Origin of the sequence: Candidatus Chloroploca mongolica, assembly GCF_004762035.2 — a bacterium.
Classification (GTDB): domain Bacteria; phylum Chloroflexota; class Chloroflexia; order Chloroflexales; family Chloroflexaceae; genus Chloroploca; species Chloroploca mongolica.
In genome coordinates this window covers 7443-30321 of record NZ_SIJK02000063.1, presented here as the reverse complement: position 1 = coordinate 30321, position 22879 = coordinate 7443, and the positions used below count along the sequence as shown (strand labels likewise).

The window sequence follows — 22879 nt, the reverse complement described above, 5'->3', positions numbered from 1 at the left end:
CAGCCTCAACCGCTACCTCTACGTCCAGGCCAACCCCTTGAACTACACTGATCCGCTGGGATTGTTCAACTGGAGCACCAATACTGTCGAGCAAGGAGATACCCTATGGCATATCGCTACATCGATTGGTTCGACAGTTGAATATCTTCTCAAGCTAAATCCCCACATTACTAACGGCAACCTGATCTATCCTGGACAGCGGCTGAATCTGCCCACAAGTACCTCTGCGAAACAGGCGCAGCAGAACACACAGCAGCAGGCGGAAATTAAGGGAACAGGCACCACCAACTGCGGAAGGAAGGCTAGTTGCGGCGGAACACATATTGTCCAATTAGGTGAGTACCTATCAGTAATTGGAAATAAATATGGAATTCCGTGGCAAGAGATATATCATGCTAATAAAGATAAAATAGGCAACAATCCTAACACTATCCAGTCGGGCTTAAAGCTGTTTATTCCTTGCAACACATCTTCTCAAGTTGGAGTTGGAAGCTTGATTAGGAATATTATTGAAATCATTAAACCCAATATCATGGATCAGTGCTCCAACGGAAGTTGTAAATCTTCTAAACCTCATGTAAAAGTTTATTCTTTTGCCGGATTTAGACAAACAAGAAGTGGTATTTCCGACATTTATTTTGGAGAAGGTTATGAGGTTTTTTACAAAACTTGGAATGAAGATATAATATCTGTCATTAAAAATGACATAAATGAGGGATATAAAGTTGTTCTCGTTGGATATAGTTGTGGTGGGAAACGTGTCGTAAGGAATGGTCATCAATTAAGTGAGAGCAACATGTCTGCCTCGTTAATAGTGGCAATTGATGGATATTGTCCTTTCATTGGAGGGCAAGCACGTCTACCAGCATCATTCGAATGGGAAGCCTACTATCAGAGCAATGATTGGCCTACAGCAACTCAAACAGAAACTGGAGGGGTTGGCGCTGTAGGGACAGATGTGAGTAGTTGGGTATACAAGCAAGTGGAAAAAGAAGTGTGCTCTTGGAGTTTTGATTGGACACCGAGGAAGTGTGAAAAGCGAAGCGAGGATGAAAAAATTGCTCACCAGACGATCGATGATGATCATCGAGTGAAAGAAGGAATTAAAAACCTTGTTCGCACAATTCGACCTTGAGTATTTAATTCAACTTGCATTTGTGGAACTAAAGTCGGGATGCCATAGTAATCCTAAATCATTCCTACATCACCGTACACTGCGAGAGCTATAATGCAATGAATTATATACGAATGCGCAATTGAATTCTAAATCATTCCTACATCACCGTACACTGCGAGCTTGGCGAAATCACATCTTTGTTCGTCAAGTTGATCTGCAAATTGCGCCGCACACTCTTCGAAGGTTACCTCATTCTGCAGATTTGCTCGGAGGCCATTTTTACCTTAGCGTCACATCTCCTCAAGCGGATTCTGTTCTGGGGCATGCGGGACACCGTTCAGGCAGGTTATGATCCAATCTTCGGATGCCGTGTACGCGCTGTGGTAAAGGTTGTCCAATAGACTGAAGTGACAGCGCCTAGCACGCTCAGGGGCAACTCGTTCGACTGCTATTGACGGTCACGCTGCTGCATTTCGGTTTCACCTTATTCTTTCAGACACGTCGTACCCAAAAAGCCAGCCGGAGCAAACGCCTCTGATCTTGGGTGAACCCTGGGAGCCAAATATCCTTTCCTCGACCAAGTGACCACAACCAAGTGATCACAACGTAGACGTTGCAGTGCGCTCGACGCCGACCTTCGCGGCCAAGGCTCAGCCCAGGACGAAAACCGCGCCCCACCCAGATTCTTATGCGCCCCGTGCCTGCTCATGCCAGGCAGCGCCCATCGCCCGTCGCCCGCAGGCGATTGCAACCTCGCTCGATCTGCTCAAGCTCGCTGCCCCCTATGCTGCACCAGTGCTGGCTGGGGGCTATGGCAATGCGATCCCGGCAAGTGACTGCGTTAGCTTGGGTTTGATCTTCGTTGAACGCCTGAGTGCCACAAACGTCGAGCAGTTGCGACTCGGTAGGCAGATCGAGTGGCCAAACGTGTTGCGCCGCTGGGCAGGCCTATCCCTCACGCTCCTCGAACGTCTGCAAGCCCGCTGGCAGAAGTTCGCTCTGCCCTCGATATCGTGGGGGTAAAGCCATACGACGGGTAGTTTGACGCAAAGGCGCAAAGGCGCGAAGACACAAAGACGCAAAGGCGCAAAGGCGCAAAGGCTTGATGGATTATAGCCCGCGCAGGTGGGCTTGGCAAACCTTGGTGGAGGCGTGCAGGGCTTGATGCAGAGTCATCCTGATTGTCCGCAGATTACGCAGATTACGCAGATTAGAGCTTCCGCATCATGCATGGTGCGTGCCGTGTTCTTGCGCACGGCACCATCTTTTGAAAGCGCGCCTTCCTGTATACTTGCACCAAGGCAGAAAAAGAATTCTGGAATGCAAAGCACGGGTCGGGCCAGGGCTCGGAACGCGCCAGACTGGGGTTGAGGAAAAACAACGTGACCAAAACGATCTACCACTGCATGAAGGCGCTCAATGTCCGTATGGCGGCCAACTATCGGCGCGGGATCGGCCCCACGCGCGTGGTGCTGCTCTTGACCACCACTGGCCGCACCTCTGGATTGCCACGTGTGACTCCGTTGCAGTATGAGAAGGTAGGCGATGTTTTTTATATTGCCTCAGCCCGCGGCGTCGAAGCGGATTGGTACAAGAACATCCTTGCCAATCCTCGCGTTCATGTGCAGATGCGAGAAGAGGTCTTCGATGCCATAGCCGAGCCTGTTACCGACCCGACGCGGATCGCCAATTTCATCGAATTGCGTCTGCGCCGCCATCCGGTGATGATCCGCCTGATCATGCACCTCTTCGATCGGTTGCCGTTCCGCTTCGACCGCGCTGACCTGGAAAGATTGTGCCAGCACAAGGCGATGGTGGTTCTTCACCCTCTGTAGAGACATGATCGGCGGCCCGATCCGCCGCGCTGGGTAGGTGTATGCACCCCCTCGGCGGAATGGGCTTAGTCCGTATCCAACTCCGGCACATGCACAGCCTCATAGTGCTCGACCACCACACCTACAATATCCATCAAGGAGGCCAGGGGATGGCCTTCATCCTCCCCCACGACATCAATCAACGCATCCAGAATCGCCACTAGGCGATCATAATCCTGAACTGTCTGTGGGACAAACAGGAACGGGGCGACCTGGGGCCACACCTGTTCCACGGTGATCAGTTCGCTGGTGGTCATCTAGCTTACTCCTTCCATCGGTCGGCATCATAGTCATCGTGGGTTAGCACCGCCCGAATGTAGATTTTCTGCCGGTTGTAATGGATCGCGGCGATGAGCCGGACGTTGTTCCCACCGATATTGAACACCGTCAGTTTCCCGGCAGGCATGGGGGGCAGGCATGGACACGGGATGAACGCCGCCCAACGCCACCCGTTAGCCGCGCCGCTGGCAGCATTCCTTGAACGAGACGTGGATCAACCTGGGACAACGTCCAAAAATCGCGCCCAGTTGTCGCCCGCGCCAGCGGCGTCAGGATGCACGGCGTGGTTCGGCGGCTTGTCAGAAGTAGACAATACCTGCGATAAGCTTAGAATGCCAACCGTTATGTTCTACACCTAATGAGATGGTTAAATATATGTGTTTAACACTATCGAGTAGTTGTTTGTTTTTGTAATACTCTTGTTCAAATTCGATATCTGTAATCGGAAGATCATAGGTGGTTCCAGCAAAAATAAAAGAAGCTCGTATCGGTTCTTTATTCTTGTCCGTCATAGTTGTGTATACACTGAATTCCTGTGGCCTGATAAGAATTAGCGAATGGTTTAGTTCGTTGATCTTCTCTGAATGGACGGCCTTTCCTCGGTTTCCAAACAACATCCCTGTTTGCTGTGAGCATAACCTGTCAAGAACATCCTTTCGCAAGGGCGTCTTGCTCACAACTTGTAGTATTTCTTCCAAAAATAGACAATTTTCAGATTGATAGCCTTTCGGCATTGGACTGGTAACTGTAATTTCAACCACATCCAGTAGACTAATGTGATCTACCAAATGTGAATCAACCTCGCCGTGCTCTTGATTAGAGACGGGACGTATCCAGATAGGGGCGTCATTGTTTCGAACCACGCGAAAACCCAATTCCGTCTTTTGCAATTCTATACCTGCAATACACCTGTTACCATACTTTTTTGAGTTGGCAAGGCATACAAATAATTTCTTCATACGCCATCCCTATTTTAGATGTATTATTTGGATATCACTACTGGTCTTCTGTAGATATTCAGCAAGCAATCTGCGATGGCATTTGTCTGGCAGATGCTCACTACACAGAAGACATGAGTGGTTTAACTGTTCAACCACAACCTTGTTTTTTATATTTCGTATGTCAAGGAGGTTGAGATACTCAATCTCATATTCTGCCCAACTCATCTGCTTCTTTCGATATCTGTTAAGCAATTCTTTCGTTGGAGCAAATTCAATCTTGTGTTCATAGCCAATGTTTGCAACCCGGCGCGCAAAAAAAGATAAATCTGTACCTTTCGTATATCCTGCCAATTGAGACACGTTGTTAATTCGAGTATCAACTATTGTCTTAACTTTGCTTTGTTCCAATAATTCAAAGAACACCTTGGCCGATTTATTAGTAAAGCCAATAGTAAAAATAGTAATCATGCAACCTCCTTGTAGTTTGAGTCGCCCTCAGAGTATGCAATATCCTTATTCCGTAGTTTGTAAGCAAACTCTAGTTGATCTCTAATCGTAACTTCTCCGTCGAAAAGCGAACTTTGTGGAAGCTTTCTGAAGTATTTCTTTATCAACATATCTTCTAGAATTGCATTGTCGAGAATCTTTCCGTCTTTGAGGATATGCCTCACAGCCATTCCCTCTTTGACTAATTGATAAGAAATCATAGCAAACCTATGGCAGTCGAAAGGGTTTGCTTCTGAGCACATTAGGGCAATGCGGTATCCGATATCTAGACCGCTGTGTAAACGCTGTATGCCCTGGTTGAATTGTTCTGTCTTGCGTACTTTTTCAAAATCGACTTTTCCGTCATCGTCTAGAAGGTTAATGTCTGTGTGCCGTGCCCCAAACTCGCTTCCAAAATGAGAGTAAAGTATTTTTGCGGCTTTTAACTTGCTTGACAGGGCTGGCTTGTTATACTGTGGTGCAATTCTGCTAAAGGGTGCACTTCTTACGTCGATAACACAATTGATGTTATGAGTGATGAGTAGATCGTAAAACTGCTCAAAAGGATGAGTTGAGTGTCCTATAGTATATATAATCTTCTCTGTCATAGTGTGGCACCTTCCATCTGTTAGGATGATCTATCTCAAGTTATGATGATAGTAGCACACTTGTAGTACGGTCGTCAACAGAGCATTGGGCAGTGAGAGAAAGAGGCCCAACGCGGAAATAGCCTGCAGCTCCGCAGTCCAACCCCCTGACATAAGCCCATCGCCCACGCAATCGATCGCCTCTGCTGAGACAGTTTCGGTTGCATCGGCGCATGCGAAAAATTCTCTGGTTGGATGTTCGTCTGTGTGCTGCTTTGCGTAGCATCGCACGCACCGAGGCGGTATCTTCATCATAGCCGGGCAACGGTTTACCGCCCCAGCCACGGCAGATAGACCCGTTCATCGGGACCTGTGACCCACAGCGGATCATAAGGGCGGAACCTGACATTGTCGGGGAAACCATAGTTTGTTCTTGCCTGCTGATCCCGCTTCCCCGCTTGCGGTACCCGTGCTATGCTGAGGGTATCGCTACAGCGCCTATCTACGTGCTGGCCCTGCCACCTGCTGGTGAGGGCTAGCCGGACGTGCGCTGTCGCCCCAGTACTCTGTCGGTCTGGGCCCCAAAAGGCTTGACACATTTCACCTTACGCACGAGCAGGTCAAGGGTCGCGGGGCGATCCGGCAGCGCACACCGTTGCGCTGGGATCAAGCCTGCCAGTTCGTTTGTCCGCCACCTCGGCGGCGCGAAAGGAAACCCCCATGAGTTCTGACCCTCGTGTGCTTGGGCACGCCCATACCGCTGATCGGCATCGCAAGAGTGGACAAAAGGCCCGTCTGCGGGCGCTGATTGCCTTGACCCTTATTGTGCTCTGGATCCTCGCTGCCCTTACCGGTTTCATCCTGTATGTTGCGCCAGCAGGCCCGCACTCGGGGGGGCTCATTATGTTCATCCTGACCAAAGCCCAGTGGGCCAACGTTCACTTCTGGCTCAGCGTTGCGGCAAGCTTGGTCACGATGATGCACATTGTCATCGACTGGAAGGCTCTCACCGGGTGTGTACGCTTCCTGACCAGTGTTGAGCGCAAGCCGATGCCGTAGCGTTTTATGCAGAGGAGCCTGCGATGAACACGAAACAGCAACGCGATCTCTCAGTCTCGCTGCTACGCGCCAATTTGGTCGCGCTGGGCATTGGCCTCCCCATCGCGCTAGCGCAGATCAGCCTCTTTGTCTTGCTGCACGGCGGGCTCGAGGTGACGGTCACGTTGCCGGGGGCGCTGCTGTTCTTCGCGGTGATGCTCGTCAGCATTGTGGTGCATGAACTGATCCACGGGCTGACCTGGCAGTTCGCGAGCAAGAGCGCAGCTACGCGCGTTACCTACGGCGTCCAATGGAAAATGCTAACGCCCTATGCCCATCTGGAAGGCCCCATTGACATCGGTGCCTACCGGCTCGGGGGGCTGATGCCTGGGTTGGTGCTGGGCCTCATCCCCTACGCGCTGAGCCTCATCATGGGCAACGGAATCCTGTTGATCTTCGGCGTGATCCATACCCTTGCGGCCGGCGGCGATTGGCTCGTTCTATGGCTGCTGCGCGAGATCAGGCCAGGGACGCTGGTGGAGGATCACCCGTCGCGGGCGGGGTGCTACGTGCTTGATGTAGAGGGGACGCCAAGCTAAGGCTTGCAGTGACGGCTCCGCTCAATGATCCAAGGAAGCAACCAATGGCCCATATTGATCCCGCGGTGGCCTATCAGCACCCAGTCGAAACCGTTCTCGTCGCCTTTGACAGCGACGCCATCAATGGCCTTGCCACTGAGGAGGTGCACCGACGCCTCGCCCAGCATGGCCCCAACATGCTCCAGGCCGAAACGCCAACCCCAGCCTGGCGACGGTTCCTGGCTCAGTTTCAGAACGTGCTGATCGGACTGCTGTTGATTGCTGCGGCGACCTCGCTGGCGCTCTGGGCTTATGAAGGCGCTACATCGGTGCCCTACGAAGCCCTGGTGATCTTCGCGATCGTGCTCTTTAACGGGGTACTGGGCTATGTCCAGGAGGCGCGGGCGGATCGCTCGGTCGCGGCACTGCGGGCGATGACCGCAGCCGAGGCGTCCGTGCTGCGTGATGGGCAACTCCAGCGCGTGCCGACCCGCGACCTGGTGCCCGGCGATATTATGCAGATCGAAGCGGGCGACACGATCCCCGCCGACGGGCGCTTGACTTCTGCCATCGCGCTCCAGGTCGCCGAAGCCTCGCTCACCGGTGAGAGCCTGCCGGTCGCGAAAGACAGTGACCCGCTTCCCCAGGAGCTCAGCATCGGCGATCGCAGCAACAGTGTGTTCAGCGGCACAGCCGCCAGCTACGGTCGAGGCCGTGCGGTGGTGACTGCGACCGGTATGCACACTGAAATGGGCAAGATCGCGGGGATGCTGCAGCAGGCCACGCGTGACCCGACGCCGCTGCAGCAGGAACTCGATCGCACGGGCAAGCTGTTGGGCCTGATCGTCGTGGGCATCGCGGCGGTGATGATCGCAATGATCGTCGTGATCGATGGCATCCGCGATCTGAACGGGCTGGTGGATGTGCTCATCCTGGGGGTAGCGTTGGCCGTAGCCGCCGTACCCGAGGGCCTGCCTGCCGTGGTGACGGCGGTTCTGTCGCTGGGCATGCTGCGCATGGCTAGGCGCGGAGCGATCATCCGCAAGTTGCCAGCGGTCGAGACGCTTGGCTCGGCCAACATCATTGCGTCTGATAAGACTGGGACGCTGACCAAAAACGAGATGACCGTACGCACGATCGTGACCGCCAGCGGGCACGTGGAGTTGCGCGGCACAGGCTATGCCCCCGAGGGCGAGTTGTGGCAGCATGATCAGGTTCTGGGCGACGATGCGCTACGTGCTGAGGTGACGACTCTCCTCCGCGCCGCCGATCGTGCGAACAACGCAGTGCTCCAGGAGCGCGAGGGGCGCTGGGTGATTCAGGGCGATCCCACCGAAGGGGCGCTCATCGTCGCCGCGCGCAAGGCAGGTCTCACCGACACGGCCCTCGACGCACGCTTTCCGCGGGTTGGCGAAATGCCGTTTTCGTCGGAGCGCAAGCTGATGAGCACCGTCCATACTGATGCCGAGCACCCCGAGCATCTGCTCGTCTTCACCAAGGGTGCCCCTGGCATCCTGCTGGCCCGATGCCAGGAGGAGTGGATTGATGACGGTTCTCATCAGCTAAGCGAGGAGCGCCGGGCGCACATCCTTGCGGCCAATGCAGAGCTTGCCGATGCCTCCCTGCGCACGCTGGGGATTGCCTTTCGCACCCTTCCGCCAGATGCGCTTGCAAACCCCGAGGCGTTGAATGAGCAGGTCGAGCAGAAGTTGGTCTTTTTGGGACTGGTTGGCATGATCGACCCGCCCCGATCTGAGGCCGGAGCCGCCATCGCGCTAGCCAAAGGTGCCGGTATCCGCACCATTATGATCACTGGCGATCACCCCCAGACCGCAGCCGCCATTGCGCGTGAGCTCGGCATCGTCACATCGTCTGCCGCAATCACGGGCGCAGAGTTGGAGCGCATGTCAGAGGAGGAACTCAGAGCCGTCGTGCGCGAGGCGTCGGTCTATGCCCGCGTCGCCCCAGAGCATAAGCTACGCATTGTCAAAGCCCTGCAACAGAACGGCGCGGTGGTGGCGATGACCGGCGATGGCGTGAATGACGCGCCTGCGCTCAAAGCGGCCAATATCGGAGTGGCGATGGGCATCAGCGGCACGGATGTCTCGAAGGCAGCCGCCGATATGATCCTGACCGACGACAACTTCGCCACGATCGTGGTAGCGGTAGGCGAGGGCCGCTCAATCGTCGCCAATATCCAAAAGTTCCTGCGCTTCCTGTTGTCGAGCAACATCGGCGAGGTCCTGACCATGTTCGGGGGCGTCGTGCTGGCGGATCAACTTGGCCTGACGGCCAGCGGCGACAGCGCAATCATTGCCCCGCTGCTCGCCACCCATATGTTGTGGATCAACCTGGTGACTGACGGCGCCCCCGCGCTCGCGCTCGGTCTCGACCCCGCCGATCCCGCGGTGATGGAACAGCAGCCCCGTGCACAGGGCAGCGGGGTGATCACGCGCACGATGTGGTTTGGCATCGCCTTTGTCGGCGTCATCATGGCCGTTGGAACGCTTCTGGTGCTCGACGCCGCTTTGCCGGGCGGCCTGATTGCCGGGACCGGCACGATGGCCTATGGACGGACGATGGCCCTCACGACACTCGTGCTCTTTCAGATGTTCAACGTCTTTAACGCACGCTCGGACACGCACAGCGCCTTCTATCGGCTCTTCCACAATAAGTGGCTGTTTGGCGCCGTCGCCTTATCGCTGATCCTCCAGGTTGCGGTGATCTACGTACCGCTCTTGCAGCGCGCCTTCGACACCGTGCCTTTGCAAGGCAGCGACTGGCTGACCTGTGTGCTCGTTGCCAGCAGTGTGCTCTGGCTGCGCGAACTGAGCAAGGCGGTCTGGTATCTAGGCCGTGGGGGCATGAGCAGCAAGCGGGGGGAGACGCAGGCGACAAGCTCACCGGAGCGACAGGGTCTCTCCTGACAAGGTCAGGGAAATGGCGCTCAGGTGCGCGGCCTTGCCCGCTAGAACACCCGCGCTGCGCGTGCTATGCTGAATCATACTGCCCGCCTTGCACGATCTCCCCGACCACGTGCGCACTCCTCTTTTCCGTGATGCCCTTCCCCTGAGCTACCGCTGATCTTCTGCCCTCGGGCTGTGTGTCGTGCGGTGGGCGGTGAGCGCTATGCGCTGGACTAGGCATGTAACAAGCTACAAAGAAAGAAGATACCTTGAAAGAGAACTCGATGGGCATAGGCATCGCCATTGGAGTAGGCTTGGGACTCGCTTTGGGGGTTGCAATGAATAATATTCCTATCGGGCTTGCGTTGGGTGTAGCGATTGGCACGGCGATTGGTACGAGCCTCGATCAGAAGCGCAAGCACAGTGACACGGCGAAACACGATGCGCCTGAAGAACCGCCCATCTAGAACTAATACGTTTCCAAGAAGCTCACGCGAAGGCGCGAAGGGTTGCTCACCTACGCGAAAAACGTTGCGCCTTTGCGCCTTTGCATCAAAATAACCACCTTCTTTGCAAGGTATTGCATCTAGAAAAGTTATCTGGGTTTGATCACCAAGAGAAAATAGAGGCTTGTATGCATACGATTCTTCGACTCACGCTGCTCGTCTTGCTGGGCCTAGCCTTCAGCGGCTGTGTAACGGTTAATCTGGGCCTTGGCCAGCTCCAGGGTTCAGGGAACGTCACGACTGAAACACGTGAGGTCGGCGCTTTCACCGCGATTGATGTCGCTGGTGTGGGCGAGGTCGTGATCACCCAGGGCGACACTAATGGCCTCACGGTGGAGACCGACGACAACCTGCAGGCGGTTGTGTTGGGTGACGTGCGTGACGACACTCTCTACCTGGACATTAAAGCCGACCAGGGCTTTAGCGACGCCACCCGCCTCACCTTCACGGTAACGGTCAAGACCCTCACGGCAATCAACTTCTCGGGCGCAGGCTCGGTCAGTGTACACGGTTTTAGCGGCGAGCAATTGACGGTGAGCCATTCGGGCGCGGGGCCGGTAAGCATCGGCGGCACAGTGCTAGAGCAACACGTGAGGCTCAGCGGCGCGGGCAACTACGATGGCGCTGCCCTCGTCAGCGAGCGGGCGACGGTCGATCTCAGCGGGTTCGGCAGCGTGGTGGTGAACGTGAGCGAGCGGCTCGACGCCACGATTAGCGGCGCGGGTAGCATCGCGTACATCGGCAACCCTGAATTGCACGAACAGGTCACCGGCGTCGGCTCGATCCGGCAGCGCGCACCATGAACGCCACCGCTTCTACCGCACCGCAACTCCGGTTGCTGCTTCAGCGGCACGCGCTGCTCGCCTTTTTCGGCCTGACCTTCGCGCTCTCCTGGAGCATCTGGGGGCTACAGTCTTTGCTTGCCGACGCCGACCCGATCAGCGCCGGCTGGCTCGGCATCGTCGCCGCCTACGGCCCAACTCTGGCTGCAATCGCGCTCGCCGGGCTACTCGCCCCCGAGCAGCAGGCATCGGCCTCGCCACGCCGCCAGCGCTGGCTGGCGGGTGCGGTGCTCGCAGGAACCGTGTGGCTGAATATCACCGTCGTGTCGAACCCGCTCGAGAGCACACGCCCGGCGGTGGCGGCGCTGCTGTGGCTGGTCATCACGCTGCTACCGGCCTGGATCGTGTGGAACGTCTTCAGCCGCCGTCGCGGCGTACGCGATCTGCTCCGAACGCTCGCCGCCTGGCGGGCGCCGCCGATCTGGTACCTTGTGGCACTGCTGCTGCCGGTGATCATCAGCCTCCTGGGCCTCGCATTGCTCGCCCTGCTGGGGCAGCCACTGCCGCCCTGGCCGCGCACCGAGCCGATGCGCGAGTTGCTGCCGCTGCTCGTGACCACCTTTGTTGCAACGCTGCTCTACGGCGGACCACTCGGCGAAGAGGCCGGCTGGCGCGGATTTGCGCTGCCACGGCTCCAGGCGCACCACAGCCCGCTCGTAGCGAGCCTACTGCTAAGCGTAGTCTGGGGCCTCTGGCATGTGCCGCTCCACCTCCAGGGCGTCTACCACGGCATCTTTCCCGACGGCCTGCCCGGCATTCTGTTGCGCATTGTGATCACCATTCCGACCACTGTCCTCTTCACCTGGTTCTTCAACCGCACGAAGGGCAACCTCTGGCTCGTCGTATTGTTGCACACCGCCGTCAACAACACTGCCGGGTTCTGGCTGCCGGTCACGGTAGGCGTGTACGCTGCAATGTTCATCATGACGGTGACGCTGATCATCACGGATCGCATGTGGCGCCTGCGGCCCCCTGAGCACGCAACGGTGCATGCCTATTCACACATAACATAACGAGGAGTACTTCTATGCCAAGCTTCAAGTCCGACCGACAGATCCAGGACGACGTACGCGACGAGCTCACATGGGATCCGGAGGTCACCATCACCGATATCGGCGTCACGGTGAAGGATGGTGTCGTGACGCTGCGCGGGGCCGTCGTGCTGTCTAGCGAGAAATGGGCCGCCGAGCGCGACGCGCTACGAATCGTCGGAGTGCGCGGTTTGATGAATGAGCTCACGATCGAGCCCGTTAGGGGCCAGCGCTATGCCGACGATGAGATCGCGCGCCATCTCGCCGACGCACTGCATTTTGACTCGTCGGTGCTGAGCGACCGCATCCAGATCAGCGTCGAAGACGGCTGGGTGACGCTGCGTGGCACCACCGACTGGTACTACCAGCGCAGCGCCGCCGAGGCCAACGCCTGGCGGATCGCGGACGTCAAGGGTGTGGACAACGAGATTACGATCGTGCAGCCGCATGTATCGGCGAGCGATATCGAAGCGGGGATCAGGAAGGCGCTGGATCGCAGCGCCGCGATTGATGCAAGCGCGATTGCTATCTTCGTCCAGGGCTCGCATGTGACGCTGGCCGGCACGGTTCAATCCTGGGCCGAGTTCGACACCGCCAGGGATGTGGCCTGGCGCGCAAAAGGGGTGACAACGGTCGCCAATGATATCGTCATCCGGGAGTGACGATGCCTGATGCTCTATGCCACTGCTCCGGGCTATGCGTATCAGCACGACCAGGATATCGTCATCGCACTTGCGCCCTTTGCTGCATCAGTGCGCTGGTCGTGCTGGCGATGTGGGCCTTTGCAGCAACCGCCTGGGTGCCGCTCCTTCCCGCTAGCCACGCTGCCATCGCACGAAGGGCAACCTCTGGCTCGTCGTGCTATTGCACACCGCCGTGAACAATGCCGCTGGGTTCTGGCTGCCGGTCACGATAGGCGTGTACGCTCCGAGGGCGTAACGCTGCCGGCAAAGGGGCAGGCTGAAGCATTGGGGATCATACTGAGTAGTGTGTAACCTAAGCTTCCTAGTATTCTGGAGTGCCGGCTTTAGCCGGCTGAAGCCGGCACTCCCTTCGGCAGCAGAGCAGAAAACGTACGTTACAGACTACTGAGAGGAACACGATGAGCCAGGACAACGACCACACCGGAGCGGTGGGCGCAGGTGATGAATCCGCGGCGGCTCGCCTGCGCAATACCAATTTTGGGGTAGGCATCAGCATTGGAGCCGGGCTAGGCATTGTCGCCGGGCTCCTGTTCGGCGATATGCTGAGCGGGATGGTGTGTGGCGCTGGGATCGGCATCGTGGTGGATGCGGTGCGCAATCTACGGTCTTCTGTCGGGTAAAAGGTTCAAGGGGTGTGCGTCCATCGAGACGGGCCGCGCTCGTTTCAGGGCTGCGGTCATCCAGCCTCTGGTCTCGGATGCCAGCTTTCGAGCTGGTAGCGCCAGGGACAAGCCCCACCGTTCACGGTTGGGTAGCAGATGCCCCAGCGTAGACTGCGAGTCTCCTTTTCGCCCTCGGCATTACTCACGCCTCCAATACCTTTGCCCCGCCATGTGCGGGCGAGCCAACCGCGCCGCCACTGACCCGGAACGGCGCGAAGGAACCCGAGCGGGTGGCGGTGGCGGCCCAGCAGCAGCCTGGCACCGCATCCTGACACTGACAGGGTAATCCTGACCTGCTAAACACAGTTCGCCTGCTACCTGAAGGCTGTTCCGATTACTATACTTAGAGTAGTACCACTAAGCGTAAGGAGCATAAGCATGATTAACTTCCTTCTATGGCTGCTATTCGGGGCAATCGTCGGGTGGCTGGCAAGTCTGGTGATGCGAACGAATGCTCAGCAGGGCCTGTTGCTGAACATCGTCGTCGGTATCGTCGGCGCGTTCCTCGGCGGGCTGGTGTTCAACCTCTTGGGGATCGGCGGTAGCAACATCAACGACAGCGACTTCAGCCTCGGCGCACTCCTGGTCTCGTTCGTCGGCGCCGTCATTCTGCTGGCAATCGTTAACCTGGTACGCCGTGGGAGTGTTCGCTAGCCTGGTGTGGTCCACGCCCCCGCTTTGGAGGTACGGGGTGAGCAGTGAGCGTCCAGGGTTCAAAGCTGAGCGGCCTGAGCACGCAGACACTTGTGCGCATTATCGGCGCAAACGGGCAGCAGAGACTGCAGGGCGATTGCATCTTCCGTGTATGCACCCCGCTAGGGCACCCGCAAGGGGGGCCCCCGTACACCGGGCCCGGCCCCCGGCCCTGTAGGGGCAACCCTTGCGGGTGCCCCGCCAGGGCCGCAGGGTACACTACGTGCGCCCAAGTTTGCCGCGGATATAGCCAACTAGTGCGGCAAACGGCAACACCGAGCGCGGCAAAAAGCCGATCCGCCAAAGGCCACCGTGGTTGGCACCGTCCATCAGCAGTTCGAGCGGATGCATCAGCGGCACGCCGGGATCGGCGACACAGTGACGACAGCGCAGATCATGCACCCAGAGCGCGGCCATAATGGCCCGTGTCGTCTCGGGCGCAAAGACCTCGATCCCAAAACGATCGGCACCATTGTAGCCAGCCTTCAGCGCCGGATTCTTGATCACCGAGTGCGTCATCGTTGAAGGGGTGACATTGATGGCTACGCGCTGACCTGCGGCGCGGGCCGTGATCGCCCGCCATTGCTGGAGCCGTTTGGCAAGGGCGTAGTTCGGCCCTTGTTCGATAACAATGCCGTCAACAATGCCATAGTGCCGCCCGTTGCCACCATCACGTAGCGTCGTGACATGCGGTTGCAAAAGTCGCCCGCCACTCAGGGTACGCCCGATCTGGGTGAAAAGCCGCCCCGGTAAGCCGCGACTGGCAAAGCGTTGCATCGCGATGCGGGCGGGCTCTTCGGGTACCGCAAAAACATCAGCCGGGGTCGCCATATACATCAAGGTTGTTGCGGTTTGCGCCGCACTGATCTGGGTGATGATTGCGTCCATCGCCAGCGAGACCCGCAGGTGCCGTTCGCCATCAAGATAAGCAATTGCGCCAAGATCCAGCGGTTGCTCCAGCGTTTGCAACCACGCAATTAGCTCGGGCGTCTGGGTCAGCAAATTCGCCCCGGCCAGGCCTGTCCAGTTCGCCGTTGGTGTTCCGGGCGGTACCGGCTGGCTGACAGGCGCGATCAGACGAGCGTTGCCCTCGCTCACCAGGCGCACAAGGTTCGCCCAGCGCGCCTGATCAGGCAAGTCAATGGCAACAATCGTCGCCCGCCAGCGGGCTAGCATCGCCAGCGGCCCCGCCTCCGAAGCAGCGCCAAGCAGCACCAGTGTGCGATCCGAGAGATCGAACCACTCGGGGTGCTCATTGACCCGGCGCAACGCACGGGCATGACTCGGCTCGATAATGCCGGCCTCTTCCCAACGGGCCAGCTGAGCGAGCAACGCCTCGCCGCGCAACTGCTGACCACGATACGGCAGCGACCAGGGTTCAACCTCAGGCGAACCTTGACCTTGCACCTCAACCGTCGCAAAGGCATTGGGCAACGGGTCATCGAGCGCCTCGGCAAAGGGACGCGCCTGACCATTGCGCACAAACTCGATCTGTTGCCAGGCAGCGGCCAGGCCAGCCTCGGCGAGCGTCAGCGCCGCAGCCGGATACGCAATCCCGGCCTCGGTCAGGGCACGCATATGGTGCGGATACTGCTTCCGCCAATTCGCCTCATTGCGCGCCGCCTGGGCGGCAAGCGGATCAACCGGCTCAAGGGCGGCACTGGCGATCGCCTTATTCACCCTCGTCGTACTGCGTTCGCCGTCGGCACCGGGCACAAACTGGATGCCCTCAAGATCTGATATTGACATGGGTTCTCTCAACCTGGCAAAAAGAGATGATCAGGCAAGCCTGTAGGCTGAATTATACCAAGTCTTGACGCAAAGGGTTATTTGACGCAAAGACGCAGAGGCGCGAAGGGTTGTTTGACGCAAAGACGCAAAGGCGCAAAGGCGCGAAGGGTTGATGGAACGGCATACCCAGCTTTGCGCCTTTGCGTCAACTATGGGCGCGGCGACTGCGCGGGGACATGCTGGTCAAAAAAGTCACCGACGCGGGCAATATACCGTTCGCGTTCCGTCGCGAAGTTCTGGGCGTGACCTGACCCCGGAATGAGCCAGAGTTCGGCACTCGGCAAGGCCGCAGCCAGGCGTTCGGCATGGTCAGGCAAAATCAGTGCATCGTCGAGACCGTGAATAATCAGCACTGGCCGTGGGGCAAGGCGTGGCATCGCCTCCAGAGCAGCGTTGGCTTCAAGGTCAATGCCATAACGCATACGTGCCACAAAGAGGGTCGTCGAGAGAAAAAACTCGGGCAGACGCAAGTTTCGCGTCCATTGCCGCTGCACAACTTCCTGAATGACAGCCGGCGTGCCATCGACAACCAGCGCCGCAACCTCGGGGTCATCGGCGAGCGCACGGATCGACGCCGCGCCGCCCATCGAGACGCCAAAGACACCCAGGTGATCTGCGGCAAAGCCCTCGGCACGGAGCCAATCGAGCGCCCCGGCGACATCGTCGTGCTCGACGGTGCCAAAGCCAATCGGTGCCGCATCGCTCGCGCCGTGCCCCCGCAGATCAATGGCAAGCACCGCAAACCCGCGCTGATGCAGCGCCGCAGCGAGTTCGCCTATGCCGCCGCCAAACTCGGCAGAACGGCTACTCGTATGCCCATGCACCATCACCAGCGCCCGCGTACTGCCAGGGTTGGGCATATACCATCCCGCCAACTCAAGCCCCGGTGTCCGTGAGGGAAAACGAACCTCACGAAAATCAAGCCCAAACTTTGCTGGATTATTGTTGGGATCAAACGTACGCGGGGCCATCGTAAAAATCGCCGCCGCATACGCCGCCAACCCCAAATAGATTGCACCAGCTAACAGCAGTGCCAAGAGGAACCGTATTGCTCGTTGCATTGATCGAGTTGTTTTGTCTATAAACGTGAAATACCCTCACCATGGTAACACAACCTCTCCCCCTCTGCGCCTCCGCGCCTCTGCGTTAAAGCATGTATCCTTCTCGGCACCTGTGCGGTATATGTTGCGGGGTTTTGGTTTTTTACACAGTGCCGTTGAAAGGAGAACTCGATGCTACGAGAGAATGAGATTAGTGGCATAGTCCTGGATTGCGCGATTGAGGTGCATCGAACGCTTGGTGGGCCTGGATTGCTAGAGAGCGTCTATGAAGAAGCGCTTGCCTGGGAACTCAGTAAACGTGGTCTGACAGTTAGGCGTCAGGTTTCTGTGCCTGTGGTATATAAAGGTTATCTCATCGCAGATCCTTTGCGTCTTGATCTCCTTGTTGAAGAACTGGTCATTATCGAAGTCAAAGCAGTTGTTCAATACAACGCCATTTTTCAAGCGCAGGCGTTAACGTATCTGCGTCTTACCCAACGACGGCTAGCGCTGATTATCAACTTCGGTGAGGTGTACGTCAAAAATGGCTATTATCGGGTTGTGAATGATCTGAAGTGATCTGTTTTTTAAACGCAGAGGCGCAAAGGCGGAGAGGCGCAGAGGGGAAGCGTCCAGACTCTCCGCGCCTCCGCGCCTCCCCGCCTCTGCGTTAAAACCTCCCCGCCTCTCACCCCCCTGCTTTCAATGGTATAATAACAACAACCAGCATATTTCCCATATCTCCCTTGAAGACCGGCCCCCGGGCCTGGAGTCGTTATGCCCGAGTTATTTCATGTTGTCACCGCAGATGAGGCCAATGCGCGGTTGCAGAAACTGCTGACGTTGCTCGACCATGCAGAGGAATTGCCTTTACATGCGGCGCTTGAGCGTGTGTTGTTTCAGGATCTGCATGCACCATGCGATCTTCCTGCGTTTCCCCGTTCGACGATGGATGGCTTTGCTGTGCGTGCCGCCGACACCTTCGGGGCGAGCGAGGGTCTGCCGGCTTATCTGACGCTCTGTGGCGAGGTGACGATGGGCCGCCATGCCGATCTGCGGGTTGGTTCCGGTCAGGCCGCTCGTGTCCATACCGGGGGGATGTTGCCGCCCGGGAGCGATGCGGTCGTGATGGTGGAACATACGCAAGCCGTTGATGTGAAGATGATCGAGGTCGTGCGCCCGGTCGCCGTTGGTGAAAATATGCTCCCCGTTGGTGAGGATGTCCGTGCCGGGGCGTTGCTTTTTCCTCGCGGGCATCGCTTGCGCCCTCAGGATCTCGGTGGGCTGGCGGGGGTAGGCCTGACAACCGTTCCTGTCGTCGTCCGGCCTCGGGTGGCGCTACTCGCAACGGGCGATGAGGTGGTGTCTGCGGATACAACGCCTGGCCCAGGGCAGGTACGCGATATTAATAGTTATACGCTTGCCGCCCTGACCCGTCGCGTCGGCGGCGAGCCAGTGCTGTGTGGCATTGCCCCCGATGATAAGGCGACGTTGCGCCGCATGGCCGTCGCTGCCCTTGCAACCGCTGATGTCCTGGTCGTTTCGGCGGGCAGTTCGGTGAGTACCCGCGATATGACCGCCGAGATCATTGCGAGTCTGGGGCAGCCGGGTATTCTTGTGCATGGCGTCGCTATTCAACCCGGCAAGCCAACGATCCTCGCGATGGCCGATGGGCGTCCGGTATTTGGGCTACCCGGCAACCCGGTCTCGGCAATGGCTGCCTTTGAACTCTTTGTGGCGCCGACATTGCGCCGCTTGCAAGGGGCCGGTGAGGCGCTCAGCGCTGTCACGACCGCACGCCTTGCGCGCAATATCGCCTCGAAACCAGGACGCGAAGATCTGGTGCCGGTTCGACTCGAACGACGCGCTGACCAACTCTGGGCCGATCCGGTCTTTGGCAAATCAAATCAGATCTATACCCTCGTCCGCGCCGATGGCATTGTGCGCGTTCCCCTTGACCAGTCGGGGCTCTATGCTGATGCGCTGGTTGAGGTGCGGTTGTTTTGACGCAAAGGCGCAAAGGCGCAAAGTCCTCAGCGACGCAACGGCGCAAAGTGTTGGGTCGGGTTTTGTCGGGAGCAATGACGATGACACGGAGACGTTATTATCTTGAGGATGTCGCCCTTGATGAGGCGATACGCCGTTTTGAGACGGCGTTGGAACGCGTCGGTGGGTTGCGGCTGCCACTAGCCGAAGTGGTCGCCCTTGCTGAGGCATGTGGACGATTGACGGCGGGGCCGGTCTGGGCGGCGCTCTCCTCGCCCCATTACCACGCGGCGGCGATGGATGGCATTGCGGTGCGGGCAGCCGATACACTCGGTGCAACGGAATCACAGCCGCTCCAGCTGACCCTTGGCACGCAGGCGATCTGGGTTGATACAGGCGATCCAATGCCGCCCGAGACTGATGCGGTCATCATGGCCGAGCATGTGCAGACACTTGATGAGACAACACTTGAGATTGCCGCCTCGGTCGCACCCTGGCAACACGTTCGTCCGCTTGGCGAAGATCTCGTGGCAACCGAACTTGTTTTGCCCGAGGGCCATCTGTTGCGCCCGGTTGATCTGGGTGCGCTGGCGGCAGCAGGTCACGCGACCGTCGCAGTGCGGCGGCGTCCCCGGGTCGCCATCATTGCGACTGGCACCGAACTGGTGACGGTCGAAGAAGCGGCGAAACGCACGCTGGAACCAGGCGAGATTATCGAGTTCAATGCGCTGATGCTCGCCGGCATGGTCAACGAGTGGGGCGGTGAGGCAACGCGCTTGCCGCCTGTTCCTGACCGCAAGGATCTGCTGCGTGCGACCGTCGCCGAAGCGCTAGATACGCACGATCTTGTGGTCGTCAACGCCGGTTCGTCGGCGGGCTCCGAGGATTATACCGCGACCGTTTTTGGTGAACTGGGCGAAGTAGCTGTCCACGGTGTTGCGATCCGTCCTGGTCACCCGGCGATCCTCGCGGTCGCCAACGGCAAACCGGCCCTTGGCTTGCCAGGGTACCCGGTATCGGCTGCCTTGACCGCCGAATTATTCCTGCGCCCGCTCGTCTATCGGCTCCAGGGCATGGTGGCCCCCAAACGTCCCGTCATTGAGGCGACGATGAGTCGCAAACTGCTTTCGCCACTTGGCGAAGACGAGTTTGTGCGCGTTGCGCTGGGCCGTGTCGATGATCGCCTGATTGCAACGCCACTCTCGCGTGGGGCGGGGCTCGTGATGTCGCTGGTACGCGCCGACGGCATAGCACATATTCCGCGCTTTGCCGAAGGCGTTCACGCCGGGGCCAGCGTTAACGTGACCCTGCTGCGCGATGCCGCCGAGATTGAAGGCACGCTGGTTGCCATTGGCAGTCACGACCTGGCGCTGGATCTGCTGGCAAGCCACATGCGCCGTCTCGCCCCAGGTACGCGGCTCAGTTCAGCCAATGTAGGGAGCCTCGGTGGTTTGCTTGCGCTCAAACGGCGCGACGCGCATCTCGCCGGCACCCACCTGCTTGACGAAGCAACCGGCATCTACAACAGCCCCTTTATCGAACGCCTCTTGCCCGACGAAGAGATTGTGCTGGTGCATCTCGCCTACCGTGAACAGGGCTTTCTGGTGCCACGCGGCAACCCACAGGGCTTCGCCGAACTGCGCGACCTGGCGCGGCCCGGCGTGCGTTTTGCCAACCGCCAGAAAGGCTCGGGCACACGGGTTCTGCTTGATTATCACCTCAACCGCGCTGGCCTCAGCAGCGACCAGATCATCGGCTACGAGCGCGAAGAATTCACGCATATGGCGGTGGCCGCCGCGGTTATGAGCGCATCAGCGAGTGTGGGCCTGGGCATTCTCGCGGCAGCGCGTGCGCTAGGGCTCGACTTTGTACCCCTCTTCAGCGAACGCTACGACCTCGCCATCCCACGGCGCCACTGGCAAAGCCCCTTGCTCGAACCCTTGCGGCGCACCCTGGCAGACCCGGCGTACCAGGCCGCCGTGGCGGCGCTCGGCGGCTACGACGTGCGTCATATGGGAGTCGTAGGGCCGAAGCACGCGCCTCCGCCTGCATAGCGGGCAGGGGCGCGTGCTTCGGCCCCATCTGGCACCCCTCCATCTCGTTGAGAACGGCAGCATCACGCAATGATCCCCGCGTCACGATAGAGTTGCTCGATTTCGCGGTGCCGCACCCGGACGATCGAACCGTAGCCAAAATAGCTTGCCCGCGCTGCGTTGTCGCGGGTCGCTCCGCTGGTGTACGGACTGTAGATGCTTGAACTCACCACACTGTAGGTGCGCGACTCCGGGTAGACGCGTCCTCCTCGGTCTTTCCCACTAAAAGGGCCAACGTAGATGACGACGTGATGGTATTCGTCCGGAAGCCAGCCCGCAACCGCATGAAAAAAATCTTTGTAGACCAGGATATCGCCAGGGAGCCAGGGTTCATGGTCGGGGACGTAGCGCAGCAGGGGATGGTGTGGTTCGGGGCGGAAGTAGTTGGCGGCACGATCCCCGCGATAGGCGGTGCCCGGAGGCTGCGTGACATTCCAGAGTGTATTGACACCGGCCTCTTTGAGGCACATCGAAACCAGATCGGCACAGACAACATCGGGTGAGCCACGCATCTGGGCGCGCTGCTTGGCGGTCAAGATCGCCAGCACACGGCTATCGTTCACCTCATATAAGACGCGGAGGGCTAAACGGATCAGTTTACGGATCGGATCGGGTGTCGTTGGATGATCCTTAAGCCACTGCGAAACAAACTGGGTACTCGGAATTTTGCCTTCCCCTGTCACAGGAATCGGCTCATCGCCCGACGGCTCAGGAAAATCACGCACCTCTTGCGGCAGATCAAGCTGACTCCAGCGCAGAATTGGTCCGGCAAGCGGCGAATAGAGCGTATCGAAGGCAAAAATCTGCATATCGTAGGGGACACCCTCGTGGCTGGTGCGATACCAACCGCTGAGCGGGGCACCGAGCCTGGCTTCACGTGCGGCATTGTGGAAATGGGGATTGAAGCCAAAGGTCTCATTGCCAAAGAGCGCCTGAGCCACTTTGTAGGCCTCAAACCAGAGCGGATGGTAGAGCGGATCATCGGGCGCGAGATCGCTCAAGCGCAGCGCATCGCGAAAAGGCGGCTCGGTACTGTAGAGCGTATCGCCAGCAAAAACCTGCAACTGCACGAGGAGATTGGGTTCTGGCGAAATCGCATAATTGCCACTGAGCGCCATCCCCAGCTTGAGCCGGATCGCCTCTTGATGAAACGTCCAATCGCGTTCAAATGCCGTGTGGGTAGCAATGCCTTCAGGCGGATTGCTTGCCCCAATCGAGCGCGGAAAGGCATGGCGGAGCAAGTGGAAACCGAGCGAGGTCGTAGAAGGCGGCTTGTCCTGCAACTCATCATTGAGACTACGAACATTCAACCAGAACGTTGAGGGATTAAAGAGCAGATCCCGCGCAAAAGGCTGATGTCCATAGGTCTGATTACCAACCCGAATTTGCTCTGCAAAAGGCAGCGACCGCGTAAGTGGCATCCCCAAACCACGTTTTGCGGCCAACATATGAAACGACCACTCCCGCTGAAAACCCTCACCCCGCTGACGGAACGACTCATTGGCAAGAAAGAACCACAAATTATCGCTCATGGTACCCTTTCTGACGGTACAACCGCCCGATGCCAGACCTGAAAAGCCTCCGTCTCAATCATACCACCGGCGATAGCAAAAGGATATACGTGCGAGCAAAGATCCAGGGCTGTTGCATCATACGAAATCGGATACAACGGGGCACCCGCAAGGGGGTGGGGCACCCGCAAGGGGGTGGGGCACCCGCAAGGGG

At 58.1% G+C, this 22879-nt stretch carries 22 protein-coding genes; 14 read left to right on the top strand and 8 right to left on the bottom strand.

Going from position 1 to position 22879, the window contains the following annotated elements; all coding sequences use genetic code 11:
• Together EYB53_RS21540 and EYB53_RS21535 are read left to right on the top strand one after the other, a co-directional pair.
• The coding region (locus EYB53_RS21540) for a LysM peptidoglycan-binding domain-containing protein (RefSeq protein WP_135480932.1) at positions 1–1135 on the top strand (1135 nt) is incomplete at its 5' end.
• 1364 nt (positions 1136–2499) lie between these two features.
• Complete coding sequence (locus EYB53_RS21535) at positions 2500–2952, top strand: nitroreductase/quinone reductase family protein (protein ID WP_135480928.1); 453 nt, start codon at positions 2500–2502, stop codon at positions 2950–2952.
• A gap of 65 nt (positions 2953–3017) precedes the next feature.
• Here EYB53_RS21535 and EYB53_RS21530 read toward each other — a convergent pair whose 3' ends face one another.
• The 5 genes from EYB53_RS21530 to EYB53_RS21510 all read right to left on the bottom strand — a co-directional run bounded on the left by EYB53_RS21530 (position 3018) and on the right by EYB53_RS21510 (position 5305).
• On the bottom strand, positions 3018–3248 hold the full coding sequence (locus EYB53_RS21530) for a hypothetical protein (RefSeq protein ID WP_129671837.1): 231 nt from the start codon (positions 3246–3248) through the stop codon (positions 3018–3020).
• Positions 3249–3253: 5 nt separating this feature from the next.
• Positions 3254–3376 (bottom strand): type II toxin-antitoxin system HigB family toxin, encoded by a 123-nt coding sequence (locus EYB53_RS21525; protein WP_503827073.1) that lies wholly within the window; start codon positions 3374–3376, stop codon positions 3254–3256.
• Between the two features lie 193 nt (positions 3377–3569).
• A complete protein-coding gene (locus EYB53_RS21520) occupies positions 3570–4229 on the bottom strand; it encodes a dual OB domain-containing protein (protein WP_135480923.1) in 660 nt (219 codons plus the stop codon).
• 9 nt (positions 4230–4238) lie between these two features.
• Entirely contained in the window at positions 4239–4679 is a 441-nt protein-coding gene (locus EYB53_RS21515) for a DUF488 domain-containing protein (protein WP_135480921.1), read from the bottom strand.
• The gene (locus EYB53_RS21510) at positions 4676–5305 is read right to left on the bottom strand and encodes a DUF488 domain-containing protein (protein WP_135480919.1); all 630 of its coding nucleotides are present in this window, start codon (positions 5303–5305) and stop codon (positions 4676–4678) included. Before EYB53_RS21510 ends, EYB53_RS21515 begins: the two co-directional genes overlap by 4 nt.
• Positions 5306–6004: 699 nt before the next feature.
• Between EYB53_RS21510 and EYB53_RS21505 the strand changes: the two genes are divergently transcribed.
• The 9 genes from EYB53_RS21505 (at position 6005) to EYB53_RS21465 (ending at position 14205) form a co-directional block, all read left to right on the top strand.
• The gene (locus EYB53_RS21505; protein ID WP_135480917.1) at positions 6005–6343 is read left to right on the top strand and encodes a DUF4405 domain-containing protein; all 339 of its coding nucleotides are present in this window, start codon (positions 6005–6007) and stop codon (positions 6341–6343) included.
• 23 nt (positions 6344–6366) lie between these two features.
• Positions 6367–6921 (top strand): DUF3267 domain-containing protein, encoded by a 555-nt coding sequence (locus EYB53_RS21500; protein ID WP_135480915.1) that lies wholly within the window; start codon positions 6367–6369, stop codon positions 6919–6921.
• Between the two features lie 44 nt (positions 6922–6965).
• Positions 6966–9827 (top strand): cation-translocating P-type ATPase, encoded by a 2862-nt coding sequence (locus tag EYB53_RS21495; protein WP_135480913.1) that lies wholly within the window; start codon positions 6966–6968, stop codon positions 9825–9827.
• A 263-nt stretch (positions 9828–10090) separates the two neighbouring features.
• Positions 10091–10273 carry a glycine zipper domain-containing protein gene (locus tag EYB53_RS21490; protein WP_097650354.1) on the top strand — a complete coding sequence of 61 codons (183 nt, stop codon included), beginning with the start codon at positions 10091–10093 and terminating at the stop codon, positions 10271–10273.
• Between the two features lie 167 nt (positions 10274–10440).
• Complete coding sequence (locus EYB53_RS21485; RefSeq protein WP_135480910.1) at positions 10441–11115, top strand: head GIN domain-containing protein; 675 nt, start codon at positions 10441–10443, stop codon at positions 11113–11115.
• Positions 11112–12167 carry a CPBP family intramembrane glutamic endopeptidase gene (locus EYB53_RS21480; protein WP_135480908.1) on the top strand — a complete coding sequence of 352 codons (1056 nt, stop codon included), beginning with the start codon at positions 11112–11114 and terminating at the stop codon, positions 12165–12167. The genes EYB53_RS21485 and EYB53_RS21480 overlap by 4 nt, the downstream gene beginning before the upstream one ends.
• Before the next feature lie 14 nt (positions 12168–12181).
• Complete coding sequence (locus EYB53_RS21475) at positions 12182–12847, top strand: BON domain-containing protein (RefSeq protein ID WP_135480905.1); 666 nt, start codon at positions 12182–12184, stop codon at positions 12845–12847.
• Between the two features lie 440 nt (positions 12848–13287).
• Positions 13288–13509 (top strand): hypothetical protein, encoded by a 222-nt coding sequence (locus EYB53_RS21470; protein ID WP_135480903.1) that lies wholly within the window; start codon positions 13288–13290, stop codon positions 13507–13509.
• 420 nt (positions 13510–13929) lie between these two features.
• Positions 13930–14205, top strand: a complete 276-nt coding sequence (locus EYB53_RS21465; RefSeq protein ID WP_216863692.1) for a GlsB/YeaQ/YmgE family stress response membrane protein — start codon at positions 13930–13932, stop codon at positions 14203–14205.
• Positions 14206–14463: 258 nt separating this feature from the next.
• Here the strand turns inward: EYB53_RS21465 and EYB53_RS21460 are convergent, their stop codons facing one another.
• Together EYB53_RS21460 and EYB53_RS21455 are read right to left on the bottom strand one after the other, a co-directional pair.
• Complete coding sequence (locus EYB53_RS21460; RefSeq protein ID WP_135480900.1) at positions 14464–15993, bottom strand: hypothetical protein; 1530 nt, start codon at positions 15991–15993, stop codon at positions 14464–14466.
• Between the two features lie 191 nt (positions 15994–16184).
• The gene (locus tag EYB53_RS21455; RefSeq protein WP_135480898.1) at positions 16185–17096 is read right to left on the bottom strand and encodes an alpha/beta hydrolase; all 912 of its coding nucleotides are present in this window, start codon (positions 17094–17096) and stop codon (positions 16185–16187) included.
• Positions 17097–17267: 171 nt separating this feature from the next.
• Here EYB53_RS21455 and EYB53_RS21450 point away from each other — a divergent pair, with 171 nt between their 5' ends.
• The 3 genes from EYB53_RS21450 to EYB53_RS21440 all read left to right on the top strand — a co-directional run bounded on the left by EYB53_RS21450 (position 17268) and on the right by EYB53_RS21440 (position 21115).
• Positions 17268–17654, top strand: coding sequence for a GxxExxY protein (locus tag EYB53_RS21450; RefSeq protein WP_135480895.1), 387 nt, complete (start codon positions 17268–17270; stop codon positions 17652–17654).
• 198 nt (positions 17655–17852) lie between these two features.
• On the top strand, positions 17853–19082 hold the full coding sequence (locus EYB53_RS21445) for a molybdopterin molybdotransferase MoeA (RefSeq protein ID WP_135480893.1): 1230 nt from the start codon (positions 17853–17855) through the stop codon (positions 19080–19082).
• Between the two features lie 80 nt (positions 19083–19162).
• The gene (locus EYB53_RS21440) at positions 19163–21115 is read left to right on the top strand and encodes a molybdopterin biosynthesis protein (protein ID WP_135480891.1); all 1953 of its coding nucleotides are present in this window, start codon (positions 19163–19165) and stop codon (positions 21113–21115) included.
• 62 nt (positions 21116–21177) lie between these two features.
• Here EYB53_RS21440 and EYB53_RS21435 read toward each other — a convergent pair whose 3' ends face one another.
• Positions 21178–22686 carry a hypothetical protein gene (locus EYB53_RS21435; protein ID WP_135480889.1) on the bottom strand — a complete coding sequence of 503 codons (1509 nt, stop codon included), beginning with the start codon at positions 22684–22686 and terminating at the stop codon, positions 21178–21180.
• Between the last annotated feature and the right edge of the window lie 193 nt (positions 22687–22879).